General features: G+C 57.0%; 18 protein-coding genes. 12 read left to right on the top strand and 6 right to left on the bottom strand.

Annotated elements, in window-relative coordinates:
- Positions 1 to 118 precede the first annotated feature (118 nt).
- From AC2TF6_RS26645 to AC2TF6_RS26630, 4 genes are all read left to right on the top strand, one after another.
- Positions 119 to 526 (top strand): GNAT family N-acetyltransferase, encoded by a 408-nt coding sequence (locus AC2TF6_RS26645; protein WP_491309239.1) that lies wholly within the window; start codon positions 119 to 121, stop codon positions 524 to 526.
- 274 nt (positions 527 to 800) lie between these two features.
- Positions 801 to 3,401: a metallophosphoesterase gene (locus AC2TF6_RS26640; RefSeq protein WP_491309238.1), complete on the top strand. Its 2,601-nt coding sequence runs from the start codon at positions 801 to 803 to the stop codon at positions 3,399 to 3,401.
- Between the two features lie 373 nt (positions 3,402 to 3,774).
- Complete coding sequence (thrS, locus tag AC2TF6_RS26635) at positions 3,775 to 5,688, top strand: threonine--tRNA ligase (RefSeq protein ID WP_491309237.1); 1,914 nt, start codon at positions 3,775 to 3,777, stop codon at positions 5,686 to 5,688.
- Positions 5,689 to 5,810: 122 nt separating this feature from the next.
- On the top strand, positions 5,811 to 7,091 hold the full coding sequence (locus tag AC2TF6_RS26630; RefSeq protein ID WP_491309236.1) for a DUF1963 domain-containing protein: 1,281 nt from the start codon (positions 5,811 to 5,813) through the stop codon (positions 7,089 to 7,091).
- Between the two features lie 215 nt (positions 7,092 to 7,306).
- Here AC2TF6_RS26630 and AC2TF6_RS26625 read toward each other — a convergent pair whose 3' ends face one another.
- The 5 genes from AC2TF6_RS26625 to AC2TF6_RS26605 form a co-directional block, all read right to left on the bottom strand.
- Complete coding sequence (locus AC2TF6_RS26625; RefSeq protein WP_491309235.1) at positions 7,307 to 7,735, bottom strand: hypothetical protein; 429 nt, start codon at positions 7,733 to 7,735, stop codon at positions 7,307 to 7,309.
- Positions 7,736 to 8,325: 590 nt separating this feature from the next.
- Entirely contained in the window at positions 8,326 to 8,502 is a 177-nt protein-coding gene (locus tag AC2TF6_RS26620; protein ID WP_491309234.1) for a response regulator transcription factor, read from the bottom strand.
- A 396-nt stretch (positions 8,503 to 8,898) separates the two neighbouring features.
- Entirely contained in the window at positions 8,899 to 10,212 is a 1,314-nt protein-coding gene (locus tag AC2TF6_RS26615) for a GNAT family N-acetyltransferase (RefSeq protein WP_491309233.1), read from the bottom strand.
- 32 nt (positions 10,213 to 10,244) lie between these two features.
- Positions 10,245 to 11,159, bottom strand: coding sequence for an N-acetylmuramic acid 6-phosphate etherase (gene murQ, locus AC2TF6_RS26610; protein WP_009675332.1), 915 nt, complete (start codon positions 11,157 to 11,159; stop codon positions 10,245 to 10,247).
- A 65-nt stretch (positions 11,160 to 11,224) separates the two neighbouring features.
- Positions 11,225 to 12,166 carry an N-acetylglucosamine kinase gene (locus tag AC2TF6_RS26605; protein ID WP_491309232.1) on the bottom strand — a complete coding sequence of 314 codons (942 nt, stop codon included), beginning with the start codon at positions 12,164 to 12,166 and terminating at the stop codon, positions 11,225 to 11,227.
- A 514-nt stretch (positions 12,167 to 12,680) separates the two neighbouring features.
- Between AC2TF6_RS26605 and AC2TF6_RS26600 the strand changes: the two genes are divergently transcribed.
- From AC2TF6_RS26600 to AC2TF6_RS26585, 4 genes are read left to right on the top strand one after another with little or no spacing between them, the layout of a single operon-like run.
- Positions 12,681 to 13,901: an exo-beta-N-acetylmuramidase NamZ family protein gene (locus AC2TF6_RS26600; RefSeq protein ID WP_491309231.1), complete on the top strand. Its 1,221-nt coding sequence runs from the start codon at positions 12,681 to 12,683 to the stop codon at positions 13,899 to 13,901.
- The gene (locus AC2TF6_RS26595; RefSeq protein WP_491309230.1) at positions 13,891 to 15,063 is read left to right on the top strand and encodes a serine hydrolase domain-containing protein; all 1,173 of its coding nucleotides are present in this window, start codon (positions 13,891 to 13,893) and stop codon (positions 15,061 to 15,063) included. Before AC2TF6_RS26600 ends, AC2TF6_RS26595 begins: the two co-directional genes overlap by 11 nt.
- Before the next feature lie 44 nt (positions 15,064 to 15,107).
- Positions 15,108 to 15,812 (top strand): PIG-L deacetylase family protein, encoded by a 705-nt coding sequence (locus AC2TF6_RS26590; RefSeq protein ID WP_009675323.1) that lies wholly within the window; start codon positions 15,108 to 15,110, stop codon positions 15,810 to 15,812.
- 30 nt (positions 15,813 to 15,842) lie between these two features.
- Complete coding sequence (locus AC2TF6_RS26585; protein WP_491309229.1) at positions 15,843 to 16,691, top strand: MurR/RpiR family transcriptional regulator; 849 nt, start codon at positions 15,843 to 15,845, stop codon at positions 16,689 to 16,691.
- Positions 16,692 to 16,911: 220 nt separating this feature from the next.
- Here the strand turns inward: AC2TF6_RS26585 and AC2TF6_RS26580 are convergent, their stop codons facing one another.
- Positions 16,912 to 17,928, bottom strand: coding sequence for a LacI family DNA-binding transcriptional regulator (locus AC2TF6_RS26580; RefSeq protein WP_491309228.1), 1,017 nt, complete (start codon positions 17,926 to 17,928; stop codon positions 16,912 to 16,914).
- Positions 17,929 to 18,174: 246 nt separating this feature from the next.
- On the opposite strand from AC2TF6_RS26580, the gene AC2TF6_RS26575 reads away from it, so the two are divergent.
- From AC2TF6_RS26575 to AC2TF6_RS26560, 4 genes are all read left to right on the top strand, one after another.
- Positions 18,175 to 20,268 carry an amylo-alpha-1,6-glucosidase gene (locus AC2TF6_RS26575; protein ID WP_491309227.1) on the top strand — a complete coding sequence of 698 codons (2,094 nt, stop codon included), beginning with the start codon at positions 18,175 to 18,177 and terminating at the stop codon, positions 20,266 to 20,268.
- 165 nt (positions 20,269 to 20,433) lie between these two features.
- Positions 20,434 to 21,735, top strand: coding sequence for an ABC transporter substrate-binding protein (locus AC2TF6_RS26570; protein ID WP_491309226.1), 1,302 nt, complete (start codon positions 20,434 to 20,436; stop codon positions 21,733 to 21,735).
- Between the two features lie 80 nt (positions 21,736 to 21,815).
- On the top strand, positions 21,816 to 22,712 hold the full coding sequence (locus tag AC2TF6_RS26565; protein ID WP_491309225.1) for a carbohydrate ABC transporter permease: 897 nt from the start codon (positions 21,816 to 21,818) through the stop codon (positions 22,710 to 22,712).
- Between the two features lie 12 nt (positions 22,713 to 22,724).
- Positions 22,725 to 23,555 carry a carbohydrate ABC transporter permease gene (locus AC2TF6_RS26560; protein WP_009675326.1) on the top strand — a complete coding sequence of 277 codons (831 nt, stop codon included), beginning with the start codon at positions 22,725 to 22,727 and terminating at the stop codon, positions 23,553 to 23,555.
- Positions 23,556 to 23,589: the final 34 nt, after the last annotated feature.

The raw sequence follows: 23,589 nt of genomic DNA, 5'->3' as shown, positions 1-23,589 counted from the left end.
AAGGCTGTCGCCGGTTCAAATCAGCTTCACAACCCCACTCTTAGGGTAAAGAGGTTCTATAGCGCGGTTTCATCCGCTTGCCTACAGAACGATAACTCTTTTCAGGAGGTGCGATAAAATGAGTGAATTGAAACAGAACCCGCCGGAGGAAAAGAATTCCGCCCCTGGCGAGACGGGCGAAGAGGGATATGTGGACATTGTGGTCCAGAAGCAGGGAACCAGCTATATCCTGACAGGCATAGGCGGCACAGTGGGAGAAATGACGTATCATATGGTCGACGTGGACACATGGATCGTCAATCATACGTTTATCGATCCCAAGTACCGGGGCCGCAACCTGGGTCGAATGCTGCTGGATTATGTCGTAGCCGAGGCTCGCGAGAACGGCAGAAAAATCATTCCCGCCTGCTCGTACGTATTGGAGCAATTTAAGCAGAATTCGGACGAATTTGCGGATGTGTGGCTGAAGGAAGGCGAGACTCAATACTCGGATACGTACAGTTCCGACAGTGTTATGAAAGGCTGACGACCCGGGCGGCCCGCTCGGTTTAGGGGAAAGGCTGAGGAGCCTTAAAGCCGCACGGCTTTGTCGAAAGCGCGAGTCCGCGAGGACCCGTGCTTTTTGTGCTGCGTCATTGTGAGAACGAACTGCCGGTGCCCTTTTGTTTGGTTACTCGCTTATCTTTGATAATTTACAAAAAAATGGAATCCGTGATAAGATAAATGAAGCAAAATTAAAGCGCTTTAATTTTGTGGATGCACCGCTTTACCCATCTGATCACATGAGGAGAGGAAGCGAAATGCGGAAGTATCGAGCTTTTCCCGGAAAAAGAATGACGCGTTCCATCAGTCTGTTCGTCGTGTTCCTGCTGCTGGCGCTCGACTTGGCCGGAGCCGTTTCGGCAAGCGGTACGGCGGGAGCGAGCAATGGCGCACGGACGGAAGCGGCGGCGACTAAAGAAACGCTGGCGCAGTGGATTTTCAAGGACAAAGGCAATAACGGTGTATTTCCCGCCACGGGCGGCGTGTTCCAAACGGCTTCTTCGATCCGGGACATAGGCACCAATACCGACCAGTACACATACGAATCCGGCGAAAACAGCGTCCGCAATCAGGGCTGGCACGACGGCAGCGGCAAGAAATACTGGCTCGCGGCACTCTCCACCAAAGGGTATGAGAACATCACCCTATCATCGCAGCAGACTTCCTCAAGCACGGGTCCGCGTGACTTCAAAGTTCAATTCAGCACCGATCAGCAGACGTGGACGGACATTCCGAACGGGAAGCTGGTCCTGGCCCAAAATAATTTCAGCTGTCCGAACAATACCTGCAAATTAACGAATCTCTCTTTGCCGCAAGGGGCCGGCGATCAGGATGTGCTTTACATCCGCTGGGTCGTAAGCTCGGCCGCCAGTGTAAGCGGCGGCACGGTATCCAGCTCGGGTTCCAGCCGGATCAAGGATGTGCTCGTGACCGGCGAACGCGGCAGCGGCGAACCCGGGGAACAGCCGACGACGGCTGTAAGCAGAACTCCCGCTCCGGGAGCGGCCGACGCGGCTGTGAACACCGAAATCAGCGTGACCTTCAACAAAGCCGTGGTGCAGGACAACGCGTATAAAGCGGCGATCACGGACAGCGGCGGCGCTTCGCTTTCCGGCGTTTCGTCGGCGGTGAGCGGCAGCACCCTCAAAATCAGCCATCCCGATCTGGCGGCCGGAAAAACTTACAAGGTCACTGTTCCCAAGGGACTCGTAAAAGGCGCTCAGGACGGCGCAGCCCCGTCCGCCGACATTACGTGGAGCTTCACGACGAGGCTGCCGGACTCCGGCATCAAAACGCCGTCTTTGCTGAACATGACGTTCAACGGCGACCCGAAAACAAGCATCTCGTTCGACTGGTATACGGCCGAAACGGTGAAGGGCACGGTTGTCCAGGTGGTGGAAGCATCCAAAGCCACGGGCGGCACGTTCCCGGCTGATTTGGCGCAGAGCTACACGGGCAGTGTCACCGTCATCGACACGCTGATGACCGCGGGCGACAGAAGCTCGAAGAAATACAAGAAATTCGCCAGTCACAAAGCGACTGCAAGCGGGCTTAAGTCGGGTACGAAGTACGTCTACAGGGCCGGCAACGGGGATGCGGACGGCTGGAGTGAGACCGGGTCTTTTACGACGGACCGGGCCGACAATCAGGACTTTCACTTCCTGTACGTGACCGACACGCAGGGCTCCAGCAAATCCAACTTCGAGCTGTGGCAGGATACGTTCAAGAGAGCCATCGAGAAGACGGTAGATCCCAAATTCGTCCTGCTGACGGGGGATTTGACGGATGACGGGGATCTGGAGCAGCTGTGGCAGTGGTTCCTGGGCGTTCCGAAAAAGGAATTCGCTAACGTGCCGTTCGCCCCGATTATCGGCAATCACGAGGTAGAGGACTATCCCAACAACAATTTTTACAACCACTTCAATTTGCCCAAAGATGTCGGGACAGGCGCCCATGACGGATCGGTGTATGCGTTTGAATACGGCGATGCGCTCTTTATGCAGATCAATTCCCAGTACGAAGGGGAGGTTTCCCCGTATAAGGCCGATCCCCAATTTACGAAGCAGCTGGAATGGATGAGGAATCAGGTGGCCAAGTCGGATAAAAAATGGAAATTCGTTTCCATGCATAAAGGACCTTATTCCTCGGGAGACAACGCGTCGGCGGAAGACGACCGGGTGAAGTTTTACCGCAAGTATCTGATTCCGGTATTCGACGAGCTGGGCGTGGATATGGTTTTCGAAGGACATGACCATATGTACATGAGATCCTACCAGATGCTGAATAACGTTCCCATCAAAAACGTCATTATCGACGAGCAGGGCAACGTCGTGAATCCGAAAGGCACCGTATACCTGATGGGCAACTCCGGCGCTTCGAAGTTCTACGATCTGAACCCGAAAGCGGATACGTTCTTCGCAGCCAAGAACGAGCAGCCGAATAAAAAGATGTTCGTGGATGTGTCGATCACCGGCGATGTGCTCAAATTCACGTCTTATACGGCCGTAAAAGACAAACCCGTCGCTGTTTATGAGTCCTACAGCATCAAGCGGACGGACGGCAAGCCCGCCAAGGTGGAAAATGCGAGCGCCGTCAAACAGTCGGGCAAGGCGGTTATTTCCTGGAAAGCTCCCGCCAGCACGTCCGAGCCGGTTAGAGGCTACCGCATTTACGAGAAGAACGGCAGGGCGGGCATCAACTGGAGCGCCTACGTTCCGGCCGTCAGCGGGCAGACCGCCTACAGCTATACGTTGAGCGGCACCGACTCCGCGCAAACCTATGAGTTTGTCGTTAAAGCCGTCGGGGGAAGAAATAATTCCGAGCCGGTCGAAATCAGCACGGCAGGCGGCATGAAGTGACCTGGAATGGAGAAAAGTAGAAATTCGCGGCTTGACATCCTTCAGGAGCGATTCTATAATTTCTACCCATACAGGCATTGACCAAAGACACGATTCCCTTTACGGGCTGCCCAGAGAGAGAAGCGCATGCTGAAAGCTTCTCCTGCCGACGGATGCGGAATTACCCCTTTGCAGCCGTGGCATCGAACCCGCACAAGATCCGAGCGGCAGTAGATGACACCGGATCATCTCCGTTACCGGATGCCAAATGAGGATTCTGCGCGTTTCGCGGCAGATCAAATGAGGGTGGAACCACGAGCTGAACGCACTCGTCCCTTTGTGGATGAGCTGCGTTTTTTTGCGTTCAACAAAAACACTCGTGGAGGGATAGACGATGAATATTCAAGTAACCTTGCCAGACGAATCGGTCCGGGAGTACTCCAGAGGGACGACGATTGAAGAGGTGGCCCAGTCCATCAGTCCGGGACTTCGTAAGAACGCGTTCGGCGGCAAACTAAACGGCAAACCAGTCGATCTGAACACGTCCATCGACCGGGACAGCGCGGTCGAGATTATCACGCCGGATAGCGCCGAGGGGCTGAACATTTACCGGCACAGCACGGCGCACCTCATGGCGCAGGCCATCAAGCGGATTTACGGCGGCAAAGCCGTGAAGCTGGGCATCGGCCCGGTTATCGAGGACGGGTTCTATTACGACCTGGATCTCGAAAAGCCCTTGTCGACCGAAGATCTCGCCGCAATCGAGAAGGAGATGGAGAAGATCGCGGGCGAAAACCTGCCGATCGTCCGCCGGGTCGTAAGCCGGGAGGAGGCTCTTCGCATTTTCGGCGACATGGAAGATCCCCTGAAGCTGGAGCTGATCCGCGACCTTCCGGAGGATGCGGAAATTTCCGTCTACGAACAGGGAGAATTTCTCGACCTGTGCAGGGGACCGCATCTGCCTTCGACGGGGCGGATCAAAGCGTTCAAGCTGCTGAACGTGGCAGGCGCTTACTGGCGCGGGGATTCCGCCAACAAGATGCTTCAGCGCATCTACGGCACGGCTTTCCCGAAAAAAGCGCAGCTTGACGAGCACCTGCATCTGCTGGAGGAAGCCAAGAAACGCGACCACCGCAAGCTGGGCAAGGAACTCGGCCTGTTCATGTTCTCCGAAGAAGCTCCCGGCATGCCGTTCTACCTGCCCAAAGGGATGACGATTCGCACGGAGCTGGAAAGCTTCGCACGCGGACTGCAGCGGCAGCGGGAATATGACGAAGTGCGTACGCCGTTCATGATGAACAGACGCCTTTGGGAGCAGTCGGGCCACTGGGACCATTACAAGGACAACATGTATTTTACCGATGTGGACGACACGAGTTTTGCGCTGAAGCCCATGAACTGTCCGGGCCATATGCTGATTTATAAAAACAGCCTGCATTCCTACCGGGAACTTCCGATCCGCCTTGCCGAGTACGGGCAGGTGCACCGGCACGAGATGTCGGGCGCGCTGAACGGCATGATGCGCGTGCGCACGTTCTGTCAGGACGATGCGCATCTGTTCGTCCGCCCCGATCAGATCGAAGAAGAAATCGGCCGGGTGATCGAACTGATCGACCATATTTACGGCGTCTTCGGCTTCGAGTACAAAATCGAGCTGTCCACGCGCCCCGAAGACTCCATGGGCTCCCAAGAGCTGTGGGATCAGGCGGAAGCTTCCCTGAAAAACGTGCTCGATAACCGGGGCATCGAATACCGGGTCAACGAAGGCGACGGCGCGTTCTACGGGCCGAAAATCGACTTCCATATTCTCGATGCGCTCAAGCGCAGCTGGCAGTGCGGGACGATTCAGCTCGATTTTCAAATGCCGGAGAAATTCGACCTCACGTACATCGGCGAGGACAGCCTGAAACACCGGCCGGTCGTTATCCACCGGGCCGTGTACGGTTCGGTCGACCGCTTCATCGGCATCATCACCGAGCATTACAGCGGCGCTTTCCCGCTCTGGCTGGCACCGGTGCAGGTGAAGCTTCTGCCGGTGTCCGACCATTACGCCGATTACGCCATGCTCGTGAAGAAATCGCTGGACGAAGCGGGCATCCGTGCGGAAGCCGATCTGAGAAACGAGAAACTGGGCTACAAGATCCGTGAAGCGCAGCTGGAAAAAGTGCCGTACATGTTCGTCCTTGGCGAAAACGAAAAAAATACGGGCACGGCAGCCGTCCGCAAGCGCGGAGAAGGGGACTTGGGCCCGCAATCGATTGAGGAGATTTGCGGGCGGATTCTCGAAGAAATCCGCAGTAAAGCTTAGGAGCCCGGGAGAAAGAATAGGAGCGCGGAAGGCAGGCTTCCTGTTCTCGGGAAGAATTTCAAGCGAAAAATCCGGCGGTGCTCTCCATGTAAGCTCGCCGGACGGTGAAAGGATGAAGTGTGATGACGGAGCGTATTCCGTGCAAAAGCGCGGATTGCCGGGCGACGATTCTTCCCCGGACAGCCGAGAAGACGGGCGGTTACTGTATGCCCTGTGTACAGGACCGGCAGCGGCTGGAGCGGGAGGAGTTCATCCGCCGGAAACGCAGGGATGTGAATCTCTACGAGGGGATAACGGACCCCGTGGAGATTTTGAAAGTCATGTGCGAGCCGAGAGTTCCGGACCCTCTCATCCGCTATACGGCATACGAGAAAACGGCCGAGGAGCTGTATGCCTCTTTGTCCGCACCGGATGCGGAGAGGATGAAAGCTTACGCGGCGGCGCTGCTATCGGAAGATGAGCCGGATATCGCGGAAGACATTCTGTTATCGCTGGCATGCTTCACGGGAATACCGGTGCACGACTGTCTGCCCGCGCTTATTAGGAAGGAATGCTACCATCCGGGTATTCTCTACAAGCAGGCTCCCGCCGCTATCCGGGATTTTCTGCTGGACCAAGTGGAAAAAGATGCGGAGAACCGCAATTTCCTGCTGCTCGCGCTGGCCTGGATCGGGGATGAAGCGGTGGCGGCCCGCTTTAACCAATGGCGGGAAACTCCGCCTGTCTGGGCCGAAGAACTGTATGTTCCTCCACACCAGTACTCGCTTGAGGCGGGATGGATGCTGAACGGGGAAGGTTTGAGAAGCGACTTGTTTTACAGGGAGTGCCGGACGTTTGAAAAAGGCATAGCCTCCGGCGGCGAGCCTGTATCGCTTTTCGGAGAAACCGAAGAGTTTTGCAGAGGCTGCGGCGGCGAAATGACTGTTTTGTTCGATCTGGACCTCAGACATCCTTCGCTTCAGTTCCTGGGTATGGAAGGCGAAAGATTGAAGATTGCGACCTGCTTGAGCTGCACCTGCTATGGCTTTCTTTTTACCGATATAGACGGTAAGGGAGGAAGCAGTTGGAGCCGGTACAATGCCGCCCCCGCCGTTTCCCCGGTGCCGGAAGAGGATGGGCCGTTGGAGGCCGGAGGGCGGCCCGCCCTGCGGTTCTCAGGCAAGGAGCGGAGAACTTACTACGCCGCCGTCTGGACTCAGGAGCCGGCGGTGGCTTCGCAGGTGGGGGGCCATCCCACGTGGATTCAGGATGCGGAGTACCCGGATTGTCCCGGGTGCTCGGGGAAAATGACCTTCCTGGCCCAATTCTCCTGGGAGGACGTGGATGATTACGGCGAAGGAATTACCTATGCGTTCGTATGCAAGGAATGCCAAGTCGCCGCAACCCACTTCCAGCAGACGTAAGTCTCGTGGTCGACCTGCTGCGGCAGGCTCGGTTTTGTCGGGCGGTTACGCCGGTGACAGTCTTGATCGCGTGCCGGCGAGTAGTATTAACCGCGAGTGCCGATGAGGCATGCGGCAGATTCAATCAAAAAAGGCGCCCCCGTAAAATCGGGGGCGCCTTTTTTCTTTTTAACAACGTGATGCTTGAGGGGTGGCGGCGGGCCAGCAAAGACCGGTCAAGTTACGTTCGCGACGCTTCGGGTGATGACCTCGACCAGCTCTGCCTTGTGGGCTTCATAAGCTTCCCGGGACAAGCTTCCACCGGCGAGACGGTCATCCAACTGCGCGGACAATTGCGCCGTTTGCAGGGCAATGACATCCTGCACATCGCGCGAATGGCCGGCCGCTACCTCAGCGAGAGACTGCCCGTTATACAAAGCGTCGTAAATCTCTTCGTCGGAAGTGACGCCCAGGGCCTGATGCAGTTCGTCCTGGACGGGCGCGGCTGCGGTTTGCGTGGCGGAGGTTTTCACTTTATCGAATGCGGCCGGGTTATCCGGGATCATAATTTGTACTTCCGCGGTGCTTTCTTCATTCCAAAATCCCGCACCGATTGTGATGGCAAAAGCGACAGTGCCTGCGATTAAAATATGTTTGGGTCTCATGTGTATTTCCTCTTTTCTGTAAACGAATAGGTGGGATCAGACGAGCAACGGTATCTATAAGCGTAAGTAGGCAGATAAGCGAATGGAGTAATTCGTATGTAAGTTGGAAGGACGTCTTCTAAGTCTTATACGAAGCACACGGGTTTCCGTTGCGCGGCCGGAATTATTACCCGGCAAATTTCCTTCTAAAACGGTTTAAGGCAAACGTTTGATCCGCTGTCCTGAACCCATTGTACCCGGCACTTCTTAAAACGGGATTAAATCAACCTGAATCTGCTCTGAAATCTGAGGGGGAGACTGCAAAGCAAAAACGGTATAGAGCAATCGGGAAAGTAAATACGAGAACGGCAGTGAAGTGCGGATAGAAGAACGGGCCGAAGAGTGACACAGGGAGCGAAGCAAGAGCAGAAGCAAGAGCAGAAGCAAGAGCAGAAGCAAGAGCAGGAGCAAGACCAGAAGCAGAGCAGAACCAAGAGCCACACAAAAACCTCTCCGGATATGACCCGGAGGGGTTAAGCGGCGCAGTGGCCTTGGCGCACAGCGGGCCGGAAAGAGCTGAAACAAGCATCGTTTCAGCCAAGCAGGCATGCTTATTCCGCATCCAGAAGCTTAAGCTCCTGGGCGGTAACGAGCGCTTGGGTACGGGAGGAAACGCCCGGCTTCTCGTACAATTGGGAGAGGTAGACCTTGACGGTGCCCTCGAAAAGCGTCAGCTGCTCCGCCATCTGTTTGTTGGAAGCGCCCCGGCGGATAAGGCGGGTAAGCACGGGGAACGTTGAACGATCTGGCAAGTGGGGAGGGAGAGGCAAGCCATTCAAGAAGCGCAAGCAATGCAAGCAGTGCTAGCGGTACAGCGGTACAAGCGGTACAAGCGGTACAAGCGGTACTAGCAATACTAGCAGTACAAGCAAGGAGCAGCAAAGCAATGAGCCGTACAAGCAGTGTCGTCAAAACATGTGTTCACGGAAAAACTTCTGCGACTGGGGGAATTTGGACAAGAGGCGAGCGCTTGTACATGTTTGTGCCGAACGTAACGTTAGGAACGGAAAAAAGCGCCCGCCCGTCAAGGGGTGGCGCTTTTTTTTGTATAGGCAGCACAATACCGCATATCCCGCCGCCTCAATGAAAACTCCGGTATCGACGGGGAGGCGATAAAGTGCGCGTCAGATGTAGTTGAGACCGGAGGTCGACGGAAACGGGACAGGGAACAGACCTGTCAGCGCCTCGTGCCATTGTGCCGGAGTATCGTCGGGAAGGACCGGCGCCGCATTCGCGTCCGCTGCCGCTTCCTCTCCCGGCAGTAAGAACGGACCGTCGAACAGAAGCGCGATCCACGCGTCCGCATCCAGCTCCAAGTCGTCCAGTCCCGGATAGGACAGCCGGATGCCGCGTTCGGCCGCGCCGGAGCTGCCTTCCAGCAGGGGAGCCTTTTCCGGCTGAAGAGCAGCCAAGTACGGCTTCAGCCGGTGGAAAAGGCGGGCCGCATCGGGCACATAGACGGTCCCCAGAATCCGCTCGTCCGCGTACGGAGCATGCTTCTGCAGCAGAGCGGCCAGTCCGGCATCGTGCCGGGAAGCGAGCACGTCCAGCTTTTCCGGGGCCGCTGTCTCCAGCGCATGCGCGAGCAGAGCGGCTACGGCCGAAGGCTCGCCCGCCCACTCGATGGCGAACGGCGTCATCTTCGGCCGGAGGCTTCCCGGAAGCGCGGCGACCATGAACGCGGCGGGGACGCCTCCGCGTTCCGCAACGTAGACGCGGTGCCCCAGCTTCACGCATCTCGCGTAAGCCTGCGCGTCAATGAGCACGGCCAGGTCCCACTGGCTCTGCTCGAAGGCGACTTCGCGGGAAGCGGCCAGCTTGGCCAGAGCGGGCAGGTCGCTGCGCGTCCATTCCCGGCAGCGGAGCGGTCCGGCCGCATCCGTGCCGCGGGAAGCGCCGGCGCCGACCTGCGAGGCCGCACGGGCAGAGGCACCCGCACCCGTAAGCGAGGCCGTGCTGCCCTCGCTTACGCCGGCTTGCGGAGCCTCAGCGGCTGCTTCCCGCAGCGCCGGGGCCATTTCCGGCGTAAGCGTGTAGCGCCGGATCGTCCCAAACTCGCGGCAGCCTGCGCGCGTGTACAGGCTTCTCGTGCCGGACACGAGGATCAGGTCGCCGTCCGATGCGGCGACTTGATCCTTCACGGCATCGAGCAGCTTGCCGGCAACCCCGTGGCCCCGTGCTTCCGGGGCCGTGCAGACCGCGCCGACGGAGAACACGTTCAGCTGCGAGGAGCCGATTCGGACAGCGGACGGGAGCAGTCCCATAAAAGCCGTCATGCGGCTGTCTTCTCCATAAGCTCCGAACGAGGAGGAAGTGACGGCGGAGAACAAATAAGGGAAGCCGGCGGCCATCGATACCTGCTCGCCGTCCCGGAAAATCGAGTCGGCAAGCGCCGCGGCTTCGGTCATTTCATCAGGTTTCACTAAGCGGACATTCATGTGCATGCAACCTTTCGCTGAGAAATAAACGCTTATGAGGCACTTTCGGACGATTCAACCGCCATGCGGACTTTGCCGCCGGTTTCCTGTAATCTGCGTGAAGCTTCTTCATAGGACATTTTAGCCAGAATCATGACGATGGCGGTTTTGACGTGACCTTGCGATTCCGCATAAGCCCGGGAAATTTCTTCGCTGTCCGAGCCCGTTGCCATCGCAATGAGGCGTTTGGCGCGTTCGACCAGTTTGTAATTGGAAGGCTGAACGTCCACCATCAGATTATCATAAACTTTGCCTAGACGTACCATCGAGGCCGTTGTGAGCATGTTCAGCACCATTTTCTGGGCGGTGCCCGCTTTCATGCGGGTCGACCCGAGCACGACTTCCGGACCGACAACAGGCTCAATGGCCAGATCGGCGATGGCTGCCATCGGGGTGCCGTGGTTATTGCACAAGGCGATGACTTTTGCCCCTTGTTCGCGGGCGCGCTTCATGGCGCCGATCACGTAGGGCGTTCTGCCGCTTGCCGCGATGCCGACAACGACATCCTTGGAGCTGACGCCGCAGGCATCCGCATCGTCGCGTCCGAGCTGCTCGCTGTCTTCCGCTCCCTCGACGGCTTTCAAAATCGCATCGGGTCCCCCGGCAATGATTCCTTGAATCAGCTTGGGATCGGTTCCGTAAGTGGGCGGGCATTCGGATGCGTCAAGAATTCCGAGCCTGCCGCTTGTTCCCGCCCCGAAGTAAAAGAGCCTGCCGCCCGCGGAAAGCCGCTGCGTGATCCAATCAACCGCTTCGGCCACGGCCGGAAGTACCTGCCGGACCGTTTCCGCGACGGTTAAATCCTCCTGGTTGATCAGCGTGACGATATCCAAAGCAGATCTCTGGTCCAATTGGCGGGTCCGGGGATTTTGCTGCTCGGTCGTGAGACTGTGTATATTTTCTTTCATAAGGTACCTCCGATAGTTAAAAAGGGATATAAAGGCGGTCGCAACGCGGCATACTAGGCGGCCGCTTACTTCACCCCTTGGGAGGCCGCAAGCTCCCTGGCGTAATCGGCAGCACCTGCAGATGAGCGGCGGCCGGACAAGACGACGTCCGATAAATCGTTTTCCTGCGATACGTTCACTCGGAAGGTATCGTAGAAGAGCGGACAATGCGCGAAAATCGACCCGGCCGCGCCAATTTTCAGACGGTCAAGCTCGGGGTGGCGGTTCCGGAGCGCAACGACGAGGTCGGCGAGATCTTCGGCTGAACGCACGATGATTTGCCGGGCGAGCATATCTCCCGCCGCCGCTGCACGGACAGCGAGCTCCGCGTGCTCGGCAATCTGCGCCTTCTGCACGCCGGGCCGATAAACGATTCCGCGCAGCTCCGCCGCATCCCGGATGCCGTGTTTTTGAAGGACGGCTTCTGTAAGCACGGTCGCGGGAAGTACGCCGTCGTAGCTTTTCATGACGGTTTGAAGAACGGAGAGCCCGATGTCGTAGCCGCTGCCTTGATCGCCGAGCAGATGCCCCCAGCCTCCGGCACGGTACTTGTTCCCTTCGGAATCGAAGGCGTAAATGATGGAACCGGTGCCTGCAATGGCGATGATGCCTTTGCTGGAGCCGAGGGCGGCTTTCAGCGCGATTTCGGCGTCGTTTTTAATCAGAAGAGATACACCCTCGTAAGCACTTCCCGTAAGCGTTTGGGTCAGATACCGCTCCATTGTGCTCCGTTCCTCGGCGGTGTCTACTCCGGCAAGGCCGGCGCAAACGGCCAGGCATCTGCGTCCCGGCAGAGCATCTTTGACCGTGGCGAGAAGCCGGCCGAGTTCCGTCGAAGCGGTTGCGAAAGTAACGGCGTGAGGATTTCCCGGGCCGCCCGTCCAAGTGCCGAGCTCTGCGCCGCTCAAGTCGATTGCGAGGGCTTCGGTTTTGGTGCCGCCGCCGTCAAGGCCGATGACATAATCCATGGGAGTCACCTTTTCTTCCGTTATTTTTGTAGAAACTGAAAGAATGCCAGCATGATGTATAAAACTCAGCCCGATTGCCTGCCTCGGTCAGAGCCGGGCGGGTTCGGGATATTCGCTGTTGAGAACGGCTGTAAGGCAAACATAAAAAGAAGTTCCAGGCCGTCAAAGAAAAGTGTGGCGTGGAAACTGGAGGAAAAAAAGGAGAATGCAGTTGAAGTCCCTGACAATAGTATAGCGGAAGCACAGGAAGATTGTAAAATAAAAGTTTATATATTTTTAAAATTTCTGAAATAAAATTTTGATTGAAAAGAGGGCGGCAGGTCATTTTCCAAAGGCCTTAAATCATCCGTTTAATAAAGGGAAGTTTCGTAAAAACGTACGGGAAACAAAATTTTATATTGTAAAAAATAATTGAAATAAAATTTCGTAAACGGTATAATGACACATAGAAAGCGGTTACAGATAATTGGAAAAAGAAGACCCGATTTTATTATCCAACAGGGGAGGGAACCTCATGCAAGGGAAGGTGAAAACGGGAGCCGACCGGTTTCCGGAAATGGCGCCCGCGCTGCTCAAGGGCCGTAAATTCGGACTGCTGACGAACCCGACGGGGATCAACCGCGACTTTCAGTCCACCATTCAGGTTTGCGCTTCATTGGAAGAAGCGGAGCTCGGCGCTTTGTTCGCTTGCGAGCACGGTATCCGGGGGGAGCGCCAGGCAGGCGTCCGGTTCGAGGATGAAATCGACCCGGAGCTCGGGATTCCGGTTTACAGCTTGTACGGCAAGCATAAAAAACCGACGGCCGACATGCTTTCGGGGCTTCAGGCGATGGTTTTCGACATCCAGGATCTCGGTGTCCGGTTTTACACGTATCTCAGCACGCTGATCTATACGCTCGAAGCCTGCGCCGAAGCCGGTGTCCGCGTGATTGTGCTGGACCGTCCCAATCCGCTGGGCGGACTTGAGTGGGAAGGCGGCCTGCTGGACGAAAGCCTGCTGTCGATGGTAGGCGCGTGGAGAATGCCCGCCCGTACCGGTATGACCATCGGCGAATTCGCTCTGCTGGCGGCCGATCAAATGAAGACACCTTGCGAGCTGTATGTCGTTAAAATGGAGGGCTGGGAGCGGGAGATGGAATATCCCGATACCGGGCTGCCGTGGCTTCCGCCGTCCCCGAACATGCCGACCATGGATACGGTCCGGATCTACGCGGGGCACTGTCTGTTCGAAGGAACGAACCTGTCGGAAGGACGCGGTACGACCAAGCCTTTCGAGCAGGTGGGAGCGCCTTGGCTTAAGGCGGAGGAAACTTGCCGTGAGCTGAATGCCTTGAATCTTCCCGGCGTCCGGTTCCACCCGGTCACGTTTACGCCGACCTTCTCGAAGCATGCCGGTCAGCTGTGCAACGGCGTGATGACGTTCGTTACGGACCCGAAAGTGTACAAATCAGCCGTCACCGGCCTTCACTTATTGAGTATGATCCAAAGGCTTCATCCCGATGAATTCGAATGGCTGGCGCCTTTCAAGGAAGGCCAGTCCACCTTCATCGACCTGCTGAGCGGCAGCGACCGGATTCGCCTGACCCTGCACGAGCCCGGCGCTCTGGAAGCGATTATCGCTTCTTGGGAACGCGACGGGAAGGAATGGGCCGGCATTCGCAGCAAGTATCTGCTCTACGGACCGGAAGCGGCCGCGGAGGCTTCCGCCACGGAGGCCCGCGGCAATGGGGTATGAGGCGGCCGCTTCCGGAGCTTCGGCACTGGGCCTTTCGCCGGAAGGGGTAATCGCCGCCTGCCGGGCTGTTGACCGCGAGATCGCGGCAGGCGTTACTCCCGGAGCGGTGCTGGCCGTCGTACGCGGTGACGAGGAACTCGTATACGCGGCCGGAGCTGCCGATCCGGACGGTCACGGTCCGGCGCCGGTACATGCGGGCACCCTATACGACTGCGCCTCGCTCACCAAGGTGACCGTAACGCTGCCGCTGGTGCTCGGGCTCATTGACGAGGGCAGGTTGACCCTGGATACACCGGCGGCATCCCTGCTGCCTGAATTTGCAAGCGACGGCAAAGAAGAAGTCACGGTAGGCCAGCTTCTGACGCATACGTCGGGACTGCCGCCGCTCGTCAATCTGTACTCGGCTCATCTGACGTGGGAAGAGATGTGGCAGACGGTGTACCGCACCCCGCTGCAGGCCAAACCCGGCACGCGGATGGCATACAGCGACGTCGGCTACATGACCCTCGGCCGCATAGCCGAGGAGATGCTGGGCGTACCGCTGAACGAGGCGGCGCGCGACAAAATCTTCGGGCCGCTGGGCATGGACAGCGCCCTGTTCTGCCCGCCTGCCGGGCGGGCGGCGGATATAGCGCCAACGGAGTACGACGCCTCCGCAGGAGTCCGCCTGCACGGCGTCGTCCATGACGAGAACGCCCGCGCCCTCGGCGGCGTAAGCGGCCACGCCGGGCTGTTCGCGGCGGCCGGCGACCTGGTCCGCTATGCCCGCATGTGGCTGGGCTGCGGGCTCGTCCCCGCCCCGGCCGCCGGTGCGCGTCATGACGCGGCGGGAGCGGAAACGCCCCGGCCGCGTCTCCTCTCGCGGGCGGCGGCCCTTGCCTCCGTGCGCAGCTTCACGGAGAGCATCCCCGGCGCGCGCCGCGGGCTCGGCTGGGCGCTCAAGGGCGATCCGCTGGATGCCTCGGGCGACTGGATGGGGCCGCGCAGCTTCGGCCACACGGGCTTCACAGGCACCAGCCTGTGGCTGGACCCCGAGCGGGATCTGGCTGTCGTGCTGCTGACGAACCGGGTCTACTACGGACGGGGCAAAACGGTGAAGGCGCTTCGCGCTTGCGTGCATAACGCGCTTGCGGCAGCGGTCGTGACGAATCAAAGATTTTGATGGGACGATAAACCGAGTAATCCAACCCAAAGGAGCGATTTCACATGACAGAGCAAAAGCATCATATTTTGGCGATCGGCGGTCACGCCGGCGACTTGGATTTGACGGCGGGCGCCGTTATCGCGAAATATACGCAGGCCGGCCATAAAGCCACCTTCCTGCATCTGACGCCGGGAGAGAAAGGGCATCCCCGCCTGACTCCGGAAGAATATGCGAAGCAGAAGATCGAGGAAGCCCATAAATTCGCCGATATCGTCGGTGCCGACGTCAAGTTTCTGGCCTATAAAGACGCCGAGCTTCCCGTCGACGAAGAAGTGAAATACCAGGTCGCCGATGTGATCCGCGAAGTGAAACCGGATATCATTCTCACCCATTGGAAGGGCAGCATTCATAAAGACCACGCGAATACGCATTATATTGTCAATGACGCGCGTTTTTACGCCGGATTGAAGACGATCGAGCGAGAGCTTCCGTCCCACTATGCGAACCATCTGTACTACGCGGATAACTGGGAAGATCCGTACGATTTCAACCCTGAAATTTTTATTGACATTCCCGATGAAGCATACGAGACTTGGGTTAAAGCGATGAATGTGTATGCCTACGCACGCGGTGAAACTTACGGATTTCCGTTCATCGAATACTATAAAGCGTTGACGATCGTGCGCGGCGCACCGGCTAACTTCAAGCGGGCTCAAGCGTTCGCGGTACCGACGGGCGCGCTTTCGAAACGCGTACAATTTTTCTAAAGCGCGGCACGCAGGCAAAGGAGAGGAATTATGAACGGAGGATTAGTCAGGCTGCGCGAGATTCTGGACGATATCACGCCATCGGAACGCAAGGTGGCGGAATTTGTGCTCAGTCATCCGCATCGAATGCTGGAAATGTCCGTAGCGCAATTAGCGGCCGAAAGCGGCGGCAGCCAGGCGGCGATTATCCGTTTGTGCAAGTCGATGGGCGTGAAAGGCTACCCGGAGCTGAAGCTCAAAGTAGCCGGTGACTTGAACCAGAGCGAGGAAAGATACGAGTACCGGGAAATTCGTCCGAACGATTCCATCGACCGGATTATCCATACGGTATCGGCCAACAATATCCAGTCCATTCGAGATACGGTGACCATTCTGGATGCGGATACGGTGAGAGAAGCGGTCGAGGCTCTCAGCCGGGCGAAACGGACGTACTTCTACGGCCTCGGCGCTTCGAATCTGATCGCTCAGGATGCCCAGCACAAGTTTTTGCGGATCAACAAGACCAGCTATTCGTTTACCGATCCGCATCTTGAGCTGACTTCCGCCGTGATGCTGAACGAGGACGATGTGGCGGTCGGCATTTCTTATTCCGGCGAAACGGATCATGTCATCGAATGTTTGAAAGAAGCGCGTCTATGCGGGGCAAAAACGATTTCCATCACGAAATACGGCAACAATTCGGTCAGCTCGCACGCGGATTATCCGCTGTATACCTCCTCGACGGAGAACGAAATCCGCAGCGGAGCCATGTCATCACGGATGACGCAGCTGAATGTCATTGATATTTTGTATCTGGGCGTAGCCAGCCGGGAGTACGACAAATCCGTGGGCTATCTGGAAAAAAGCCGCGAGATCATCCGGCGCATGACCGGCCGCTGAATGTCTGCGTCTGCATTTGCGTGGTCTCGCGAGTGCGGCTACAAGCGGCCGGACGGTGGGTCGCCCGTCATACGGCGCGGTACCCCGGCGCCGGTGCCTTGCGAGGTGCGCATAGCACGGAAGAATGCCGGCGGGCCGCCGCAAAAATCCCCTTGAGGGCCGATGAAAGCTTCCTGCTTCCTCGGTCCCTAAGGGGATTTTGTTATTGCCTCCTATTCGCTTAGAGCGGCAGGCGCTTGACGCTCTCCCGTTTTACCAGCTCCGTATTCAGGACGATATGATGGCTTACATTCCGGCCTTCCAGCAAATCGACCAGGAGCTGTGCGGCCTGATAGCCGGACTCGTACTTGTGCTGGTTGACGGTAGTAAGGGATGGCGAGGTGTACGCGGTCAGATCGATATTGTCGAAGCCAATGATCGAAATATCGTCAGGCACACGCCGTCCCAGCCCTTTGACCGCCTGCACGGCTCCGAGCGCCATAAGGTCGCTGGAGCAGAACACGGCGGTTGTTTCCGGATGCAGCGACAGCAGCCTGTACATCGCTTCTTTGCCGCCGGATTCGGAGAAAGAGCCGTCCAGGACGCGGGTCGGATCGAACGGAATGTCGCTGTTATTCAGCGCGTCCGTGTAGCCTTTCAACCGCTGGATGCTAACGTCCGCCTGGGCGTGGCCGTTGATCATGCCGATGCGGCTGTGGCCGTTTTCGATCAGATGCTTTACGGCGGTATAGGCGCCTTTGATGTTGTCCGAGGTAACATAGCCGACATTCGGGCCCTGGAGCGGAATATCGATCAGAACGCATGGGATGTCCGAGGAAACGATCTCCTCCAAATAGGGATCGTCCAGCCGAATGCCCATAATAATGACGCCGTCGACGCCCCGTTCCTGGCACAAGTTCTTGTAGGATTTGATCTTCTGCTTCTGGGGAGTCGTGCTGAACAGCACGAGATCGTAATCCAGCTCTCCGGCCCGGTCGTTCATTCCGCAGAGCACTTCGAAGGCGATATTATCTTTGGAACTCGCGCGTGTGACGTTGGAAAGCAGAAGGCCGAGCGTCTTGGTTTTCTTGGATACGAGGGAGCGGGCCGCCATGTTGGGGCTGTAGCCGAGCTGGTCGGCGAAACGCTTTATCTTCTTGCGTGTCTCTTCGTTTACATCGTCATAGCCGTTTAACGCGCGAGATACGGTGGTGACGGAAACCTGTGCGGCTTTGGCAATATCTTTGATAGTGACCAATGGTTGTTCTCCTTTTATTCAGAAACGTTTTGGACGTTATCGGATGGATAGTTATAACCGGTGTCTAAAATTGGGGTTGTAAATGCTTACACCTTCGCTTATAATGCAATTATAGTTCATCCGAAACGTTTTGGAAAGGGCTGATTGGAAAAAAGAGGCTTCGGTCTCGTATTTTTTTGCTTGTTATCCGAAACGCTTCGGATAAATGAATCAGCATGAAGTCAACGAGAGAAATGAGGTCATATTTTGGATTACCGTGTGATTAAAGAGAATAATCTGTTTCTGATTACCGATGTAAACGGAGATATAAATCCCGAGACGGGACACGGCTTGTATACTTCCGATACGCGGTTTTTAAGCCGTTTTGAGATCGGAATCAACGGGGAGAAGCCCATCCTGCTTTCGTCGGCCGCGGATGAAAATTACATTGCCGTCATCCGGCTTACGAATCCGCATATGGAGCGGGACGGAGAGCTTATTTTATGGAGAGAATCGGTCGAAATCGAAAGAAAGCGCTTTATATACGATGAATCTCTATACGAAACGTTTCGGATCACAAGCTACTATCCGAAGGCGGTTGAATTTGATTTTTCCGTGGCGATGGACGCCGATTTTACAGACATGTTTGTGGTCCGCGGGTTCCAATACGGAGAAATCGGGCACAAAACCGGCGACAGTTTCTCTTCGAACGGCCGGGTCATCACTTACCGGGGAGCGGACAATGTGGACCGGGAAACCCGGATTGGCTGGCAAGGCCCGGCACATACGGTGGATGGCGATGGACGTCTGCATTTTCCCGTCAAGCTTAACCACGGGGAATCCTGTGAAATCGCCTTTACCGTGAGTCCTTCGATTAACGGCGAACAGCCCCGGCTCCACGATCCTCTGGAAGCGATGGCGAAGCTGGACGCGTCTTATGCGGAGTGGAACGGCGGAAGCACCGGCGTGCGCAGCGACCTTCCGGCCTTCGACAAGCTGTTCGGCCGGAGTGTCCAGGACCTGCGCGTCCTGCTGACGGACGTGGGCCACGGGCCGTTTCCGGTGGCGGGCCTGCCGCTGTTCGCGGTTCCTTTCGGACGCGACAGCTTGATCGCGGCGCTTCAGATGCTGCCGCTTAATCCGGCCATCGCGAAGGGAACGCTGCTGACGATGGCTTCCTACCAGGGGACGAAGGAAGATGAATGGCGTGACGAGCAGCCGGGCAAAATCATGCACGAGATCCGCTACGGTGAGCTGGCGGGAACGAACCAAGTACCGTTTACGCCGTATTACGGCACGATCGACGCCACGCCCCTGTTTCTGCTGCTCGCGGCGGAATACTTCCACTGGACCGAAGATACGCCGCTCATCGAAGAGCTGATGCCGCATATCGAGGCGGCGCTGGAATGGGTGGATTCCTATGGGGACGAGGACGGCGACGGCTTCGTCGAATACGTCCAGAAATCGTCCAAAGGCATAGCGAATCAAGGCTGGAAAGACTCGGCGGATTCCGTGGTCAATGCCGACGGGGAGTATGCGAAGGCTCCGATTGCGCTGGTGGAGGTACAGGGGTATGTGTACCAGGCAAAGACGCGGCTGGCTCCTTTGTTCCGCGCGCTTGGCCGGGAGGCCGGGGCGGAGCGGCTGGAAGCGCAGGCCGCTGAGCTTAAAGAGCGCTTCGAGCGCGATTTCTGGATGGACGACGAGCAGTTCTACGCGATCGCGCTGGACGGAGCGAAGAGCCGGGTGCACTCCGTGACTTCCAATGCCGGACACATCCTGATGAGCGGCATAGCTTCGGAAGCAAGAGCGGCAGCGGTTGCGAAGCGGCTTGTGGCGGCCGACATGTTCAGCGGCTACGGTATCCGCACGATGAGCACGGGGGCGGCGGGCTACAACCCGATGAGCTATCATGACGGCAGCGTCTGGCCGCACGATAACTCCCTCTGCCTGCTCGGCATGAGCCGAAGCGGCTATCGGGAGGAAGCGCTCACCGTCATGCAGGGGCTGCTGAAAGCCTCGCAGGCTTTCGAGTACGCCCGCCTGCCGGAGCTGTTCTGCGGCTATGACGACTCGCTCGGATACCCGGTGAAGTATCCGGTAGCCTGTTCGCCGCAGGCCTGGGCAGCGGGCACCTCGCTGACGTTCGTGCAGGCGATGCTCGGTATCGTGCCGGATGCGCTGAAACGGCGCGTGACGCTGAAACCGGCGCTTCTGCCGGACATGAGCGAGCTGGAGGTGGACCGGCTGCGCATCGGCGGCGGTCGCCTGCACCTGCTGCTGAAGCGGGATGCGAGAACAGGCCGCGTGGATGTGAGCGTGCTGGGCAACGATACGGGCTACGAGCTGGAAATCTTGTAAAACGAATAGGACCGGGAGCTGCCGGAGAGAATGTCCTGCACGACATAGCGGCTTCAGCCGGTACGATGAAGCGCTTTGATGGAACCTTTTGCGGGCAGCTCCCTTTGATTGAATAAATCCGAATGAATACATGCCTACAGATATTTTTAGGGAGGTTTATTGTTTATGATGAAAAAATCTTTCGCAACCTTAACGTCCGTGCTCCTCGGCTCCGTCGTCGTGCTTTCCGCCTGCGGCAGCGGCGATTCTTCAACGGGAACGCCCGCACCGGGCGGAACGCCGTCCAGCGGCGCTTCCGGCGAGAAAGTAACCGTTACCCTGGCCGGCTGGACGTCCAGCGCGGATGAGAAAGAGCTTTTGCAGCAAACTCTAAATGAGTTCGAGAAGAAAAATCCGAACATCAAAGTCAACTACGAGGTTATCGCGGACCAGTATATGGACGTCATGAAAACCCGGCTGATCGGCGGAAACGGACCGGACGTGTTCTATCTGGACGCTTTCGAAGCGCCCGGCCTGATCCAGACCGGTGTCGTCGAACCGCTGGACGGCTACGTAACGGCCGATTTCGATACGGCCGACTTCGAGCAGCCGCTTCTCGCGGCTTTCCAGAACGGCGGCAAAACGTACGGCTTCCCGAAGGATTTCTCGACGCTGGCGATGTTTTACAACAAGAAAGATTTTAAAGAAGCGGGCATAGTGAACCCGCCGAAGACGTGGGAAGAGCTTCAGGACGCCGCCAAAAAGCTGACCAAAACCGAAAACGGCAAAGTGGTCCGTTACGGTTTCGGAGCCGCTCCGGAAATCGCCCGCCAAATGTACATGATGAAAGCGTTCGGCGGCCAAGTCTCGGACGACAAAGGAAACGCGACGTTCGCTTCCCCCGAAGCGCTCAAAGGTCTCCAGCTCGTAACCGATATGCACAATGTCGAGAAAACGTCCGGCGAGCCGAAGGAAGTCGGCGCAGGCTGGACCGGCGAAATGTTCGGCCAGGGCAAAGCGTCTATCGTATTCGAAGGCAACTGGGCGATTCCGTTCCTGCAAACCAACTACAAGGACCTTGAATACGGCACGGCCGAGCTTCCGACGGTAAACGGCAAAAAAGGCACGATGGCGTTCCCGGTCGCTTACGTGATGAACAAGGATTCCAAGCAGAAGGACGCTTCCTGGAAGCTGCTCTCCTACCTGACGGGAAAAGAAGGCATGAAAACCTGGACCAGCAAAGGATTCGCGCTTCCGACGCGCAAGTCGGTCGCGACCGAGCTCGGCTACGACAAGGATCCGCTCCGCGCGGCTATCGTGGCGGGCGCCTCTTACGCTACGCCTTGGGTGGATAAAGCGACCCTGCCGACGATCATGAACAACTTTAACAATCAGTTCATCGAAGCGTATTCGGGCAAGGCGAAGCTGGAGGACGCGATGAAGAAAGCCCAGGATACGGCCAACAAGGAAATCTCGGCCGCCAAGTAAAGCAAGAAGGGAAGGAAGGAGGAGCGGTGCTGCTCCTCCTTGCCGCCCTTTAACTTTTCCGCGAAAGGAAGGTAAGGCTCATGACCGTTCACGCGGCCTGGAAACGGAAACTCCGCAACACGGTGACCGGTTATCTGTTTCTGCTTCCCACTCTGCTCGTGCTGGGAACCTTTTTATTTTTGCCGGTCTTTTATTCGATGTATTTATCCGTCCACAAAGTCAGCCTGCTCGGCCAGGTCAGCTACAAGTGGGTGGGGTTCGATAATTTTACGCGTATGGCTCACGACGAGCGGGCCTGGATCGCTTTGAAAAATACGGCTTCGTTCGTGCTTTTCGTCGTGCCGGTTCAGACGGCTTTCGCGATCCTGCTTGCCGTTGTGCTGAACGCCAAACTCAAGTTTAAGAACTTCTTCCGGGTCGTATTTTTCGTGCCGACCGTTACATCCTCAGCGGTTCTGACGCTGATTTTCATGTGGATTTTCAATACGAACGGCCTGCTGAACAAAATTTTGGAGGCTGTCGGCCTGCACGGCTACAACTGGCTGGGGGACCCCGCCGTAGCGCTTAAAGCGATCATGATGATGAACATCTGGTCCACGGACCCGTTCTTTATGGTCGTGTTCCTGGCGGCGCTTCAGGACATTCCCGACGCGCTGTATGAATCCGCGATGCTTGACGGCGCGGGCAAATGGCGCCAGTTCTGGTCCATTACGCTACCGCTGCTGAAACCGGCGACCTTTTTTACCGTGGTGATGGGCATTATCGGAACGTTCCAGCTTTTCGACCAGTCGTACATTTTCTCGGCCGGTTCGGGAGGCCCGAATAACTCCACGCTGACGGTTGCGCTTCTCATTTACCAGTACGCGTTCAAAAATCTGGACTTCGGCTACGCCTCCGCGCTTGCGGTCGTCCTGGCGGCCGTCATCCTGATCATTACGCTGATCCAGCGCAGGCTGTTCACCGAAGACAAAAACTAGGGAGGCGTACTCATGACGACTTCATCATCCAAATTCGTGAAGGTGCTGCTGTACGCCATCTTGTTCGTCTACGCGTGCATTACGCTCATTCCGTTTCTATGGGCGCTCTCTTCGTCCTTCAAGACACTGGGCGAGATCGTGTCGGGCAGCATTAACTTCATACCGAAAAATTTTACCCTGCAAAATTATTACGACATCTTCGTCAAAGAGCCTCTGTTCGGCAGGTGGATGTTAAACAGTGCGCTCGTCGCCGTCATTGCCACCGTTTGCAACATCCTGTTCAATTCCATGGCCGGCTACTCGCTGGCAAGGATCGATTTCTTCGGGAACAAGCTGATGTTCGTTCTCATTCTGGCCGTCCAGATGATTCCGGCGCAGCTGACGATCGTCCCGGCGTATCTGATCATGAAGAACCTGAACCTGCTCAACACCTATTCGTCGCTCACGCTGCCGATGATGGCGAACGCCACGTTCATCTTCATGATGCGCCAGTTCTTCGTCAGCTTTCCGAAGGAGCTGGAGGAGGCTGCGCAGCTCGACGGTCTCAGTCGGTTCGGCATCTTCTTCCGGATCGCGCTCCCGCTGGCCCTTCCGGCCCTGGCCGCCCAGACGATCTTCGTCTTCATGGGCGCCTGGAACGAATTCCTGAAGCCGCTCATGTTCATCTCGGATGCGAAGATGTTCACGCTGACGCTGGGTCTGAACACGTTCAAGGGCCAATACATCAGCAACTGGAACTACATCATGGCGGCGTCCATGGTTTTCACGCTTCCGGCCCTGCTGATTTACGCGGTGTTCAACCGCTTTTTCATCAAAGGCGTCACGTTTACCGGCGGCAAATAATGCCTCCGAATTTTTTGTAAGCCTCAGGGACCGA

The sequence above is a fragment of the Paenibacillus sp. JNUCC 35 genome (genome assembly GCF_058269095.1).
Note: the sequence above shows the minus strand (reverse complement) of the source record. Positions and strands in the feature narration are given on the sequence as shown.

Bases quoted from the DNA above. Each gene is read 5' to 3' on its own strand.
- AC2TF6_RS26570 (WP_491309226.1), top strand. From the start codon at position 20,434: ATGATGAAAAAATCTTTCGCAACCTTAACGTCCGTGCTCCTCGGCTCC.
- thrS (WP_491309237.1), top strand. From the start codon at position 3,775: ATGAATATTCAAGTAACCTTGCCAGACGAATCGGTCCGGGAGTACTCC.
- AC2TF6_RS26600 (WP_491309231.1), top strand. From the start codon at position 12,681: ATGCAAGGGAAGGTGAAAACGGGAGCCGACCGGTTTCCGGAAATGGCG.
- AC2TF6_RS26645 (WP_491309239.1), top strand. From the start codon at position 119: ATGAGTGAATTGAAACAGAACCCGCCGGAGGAAAAGAATTCCGCCCCT.
- AC2TF6_RS26605 (WP_491309232.1), bottom strand. From the start codon at position 12,166: ATGGATTATGTCATCGGCCTTGACGGCGGCGGCACCAAAACCGAAGCC.
- AC2TF6_RS26595 (WP_491309230.1), top strand. From the start codon at position 13,891: ATGGGGTATGAGGCGGCCGCTTCCGGAGCTTCGGCACTGGGCCTTTCG.
- AC2TF6_RS26640 (WP_491309238.1), top strand. From the start codon at position 801: ATGCGGAAGTATCGAGCTTTTCCCGGAAAAAGAATGACGCGTTCCATC.
- AC2TF6_RS26565 (WP_491309225.1), top strand. From the start codon at position 21,816: ATGACCGTTCACGCGGCCTGGAAACGGAAACTCCGCAACACGGTGACC.
- murQ (WP_009675332.1), bottom strand. From the start codon at position 11,159: ATGAAAGAAAATATACACAGTCTCACGACCGAGCAGCAAAATCCCCGG.
- AC2TF6_RS26560 (WP_009675326.1), top strand. From the start codon at position 22,725: ATGACGACTTCATCATCCAAATTCGTGAAGGTGCTGCTGTACGCCATC.
- AC2TF6_RS26590 (WP_009675323.1), top strand. From the start codon at position 15,108: ATGACAGAGCAAAAGCATCATATTTTGGCGATCGGCGGTCACGCCGGC.
- AC2TF6_RS26585 (WP_491309229.1), top strand. From the start codon at position 15,843: ATGAACGGAGGATTAGTCAGGCTGCGCGAGATTCTGGACGATATCACG.
- AC2TF6_RS26625 (WP_491309235.1), bottom strand. From the start codon at position 7,735: ATGAGACCCAAACATATTTTAATCGCAGGCACTGTCGCTTTTGCCATC.
- AC2TF6_RS26615 (WP_491309233.1), bottom strand. From the start codon at position 10,212: ATGAATGTCCGCTTAGTGAAACCTGATGAAATGACCGAAGCCGCGGCG.
- AC2TF6_RS26630 (WP_491309236.1), top strand. From the start codon at position 5,811: ATGACGGAGCGTATTCCGTGCAAAAGCGCGGATTGCCGGGCGACGATT.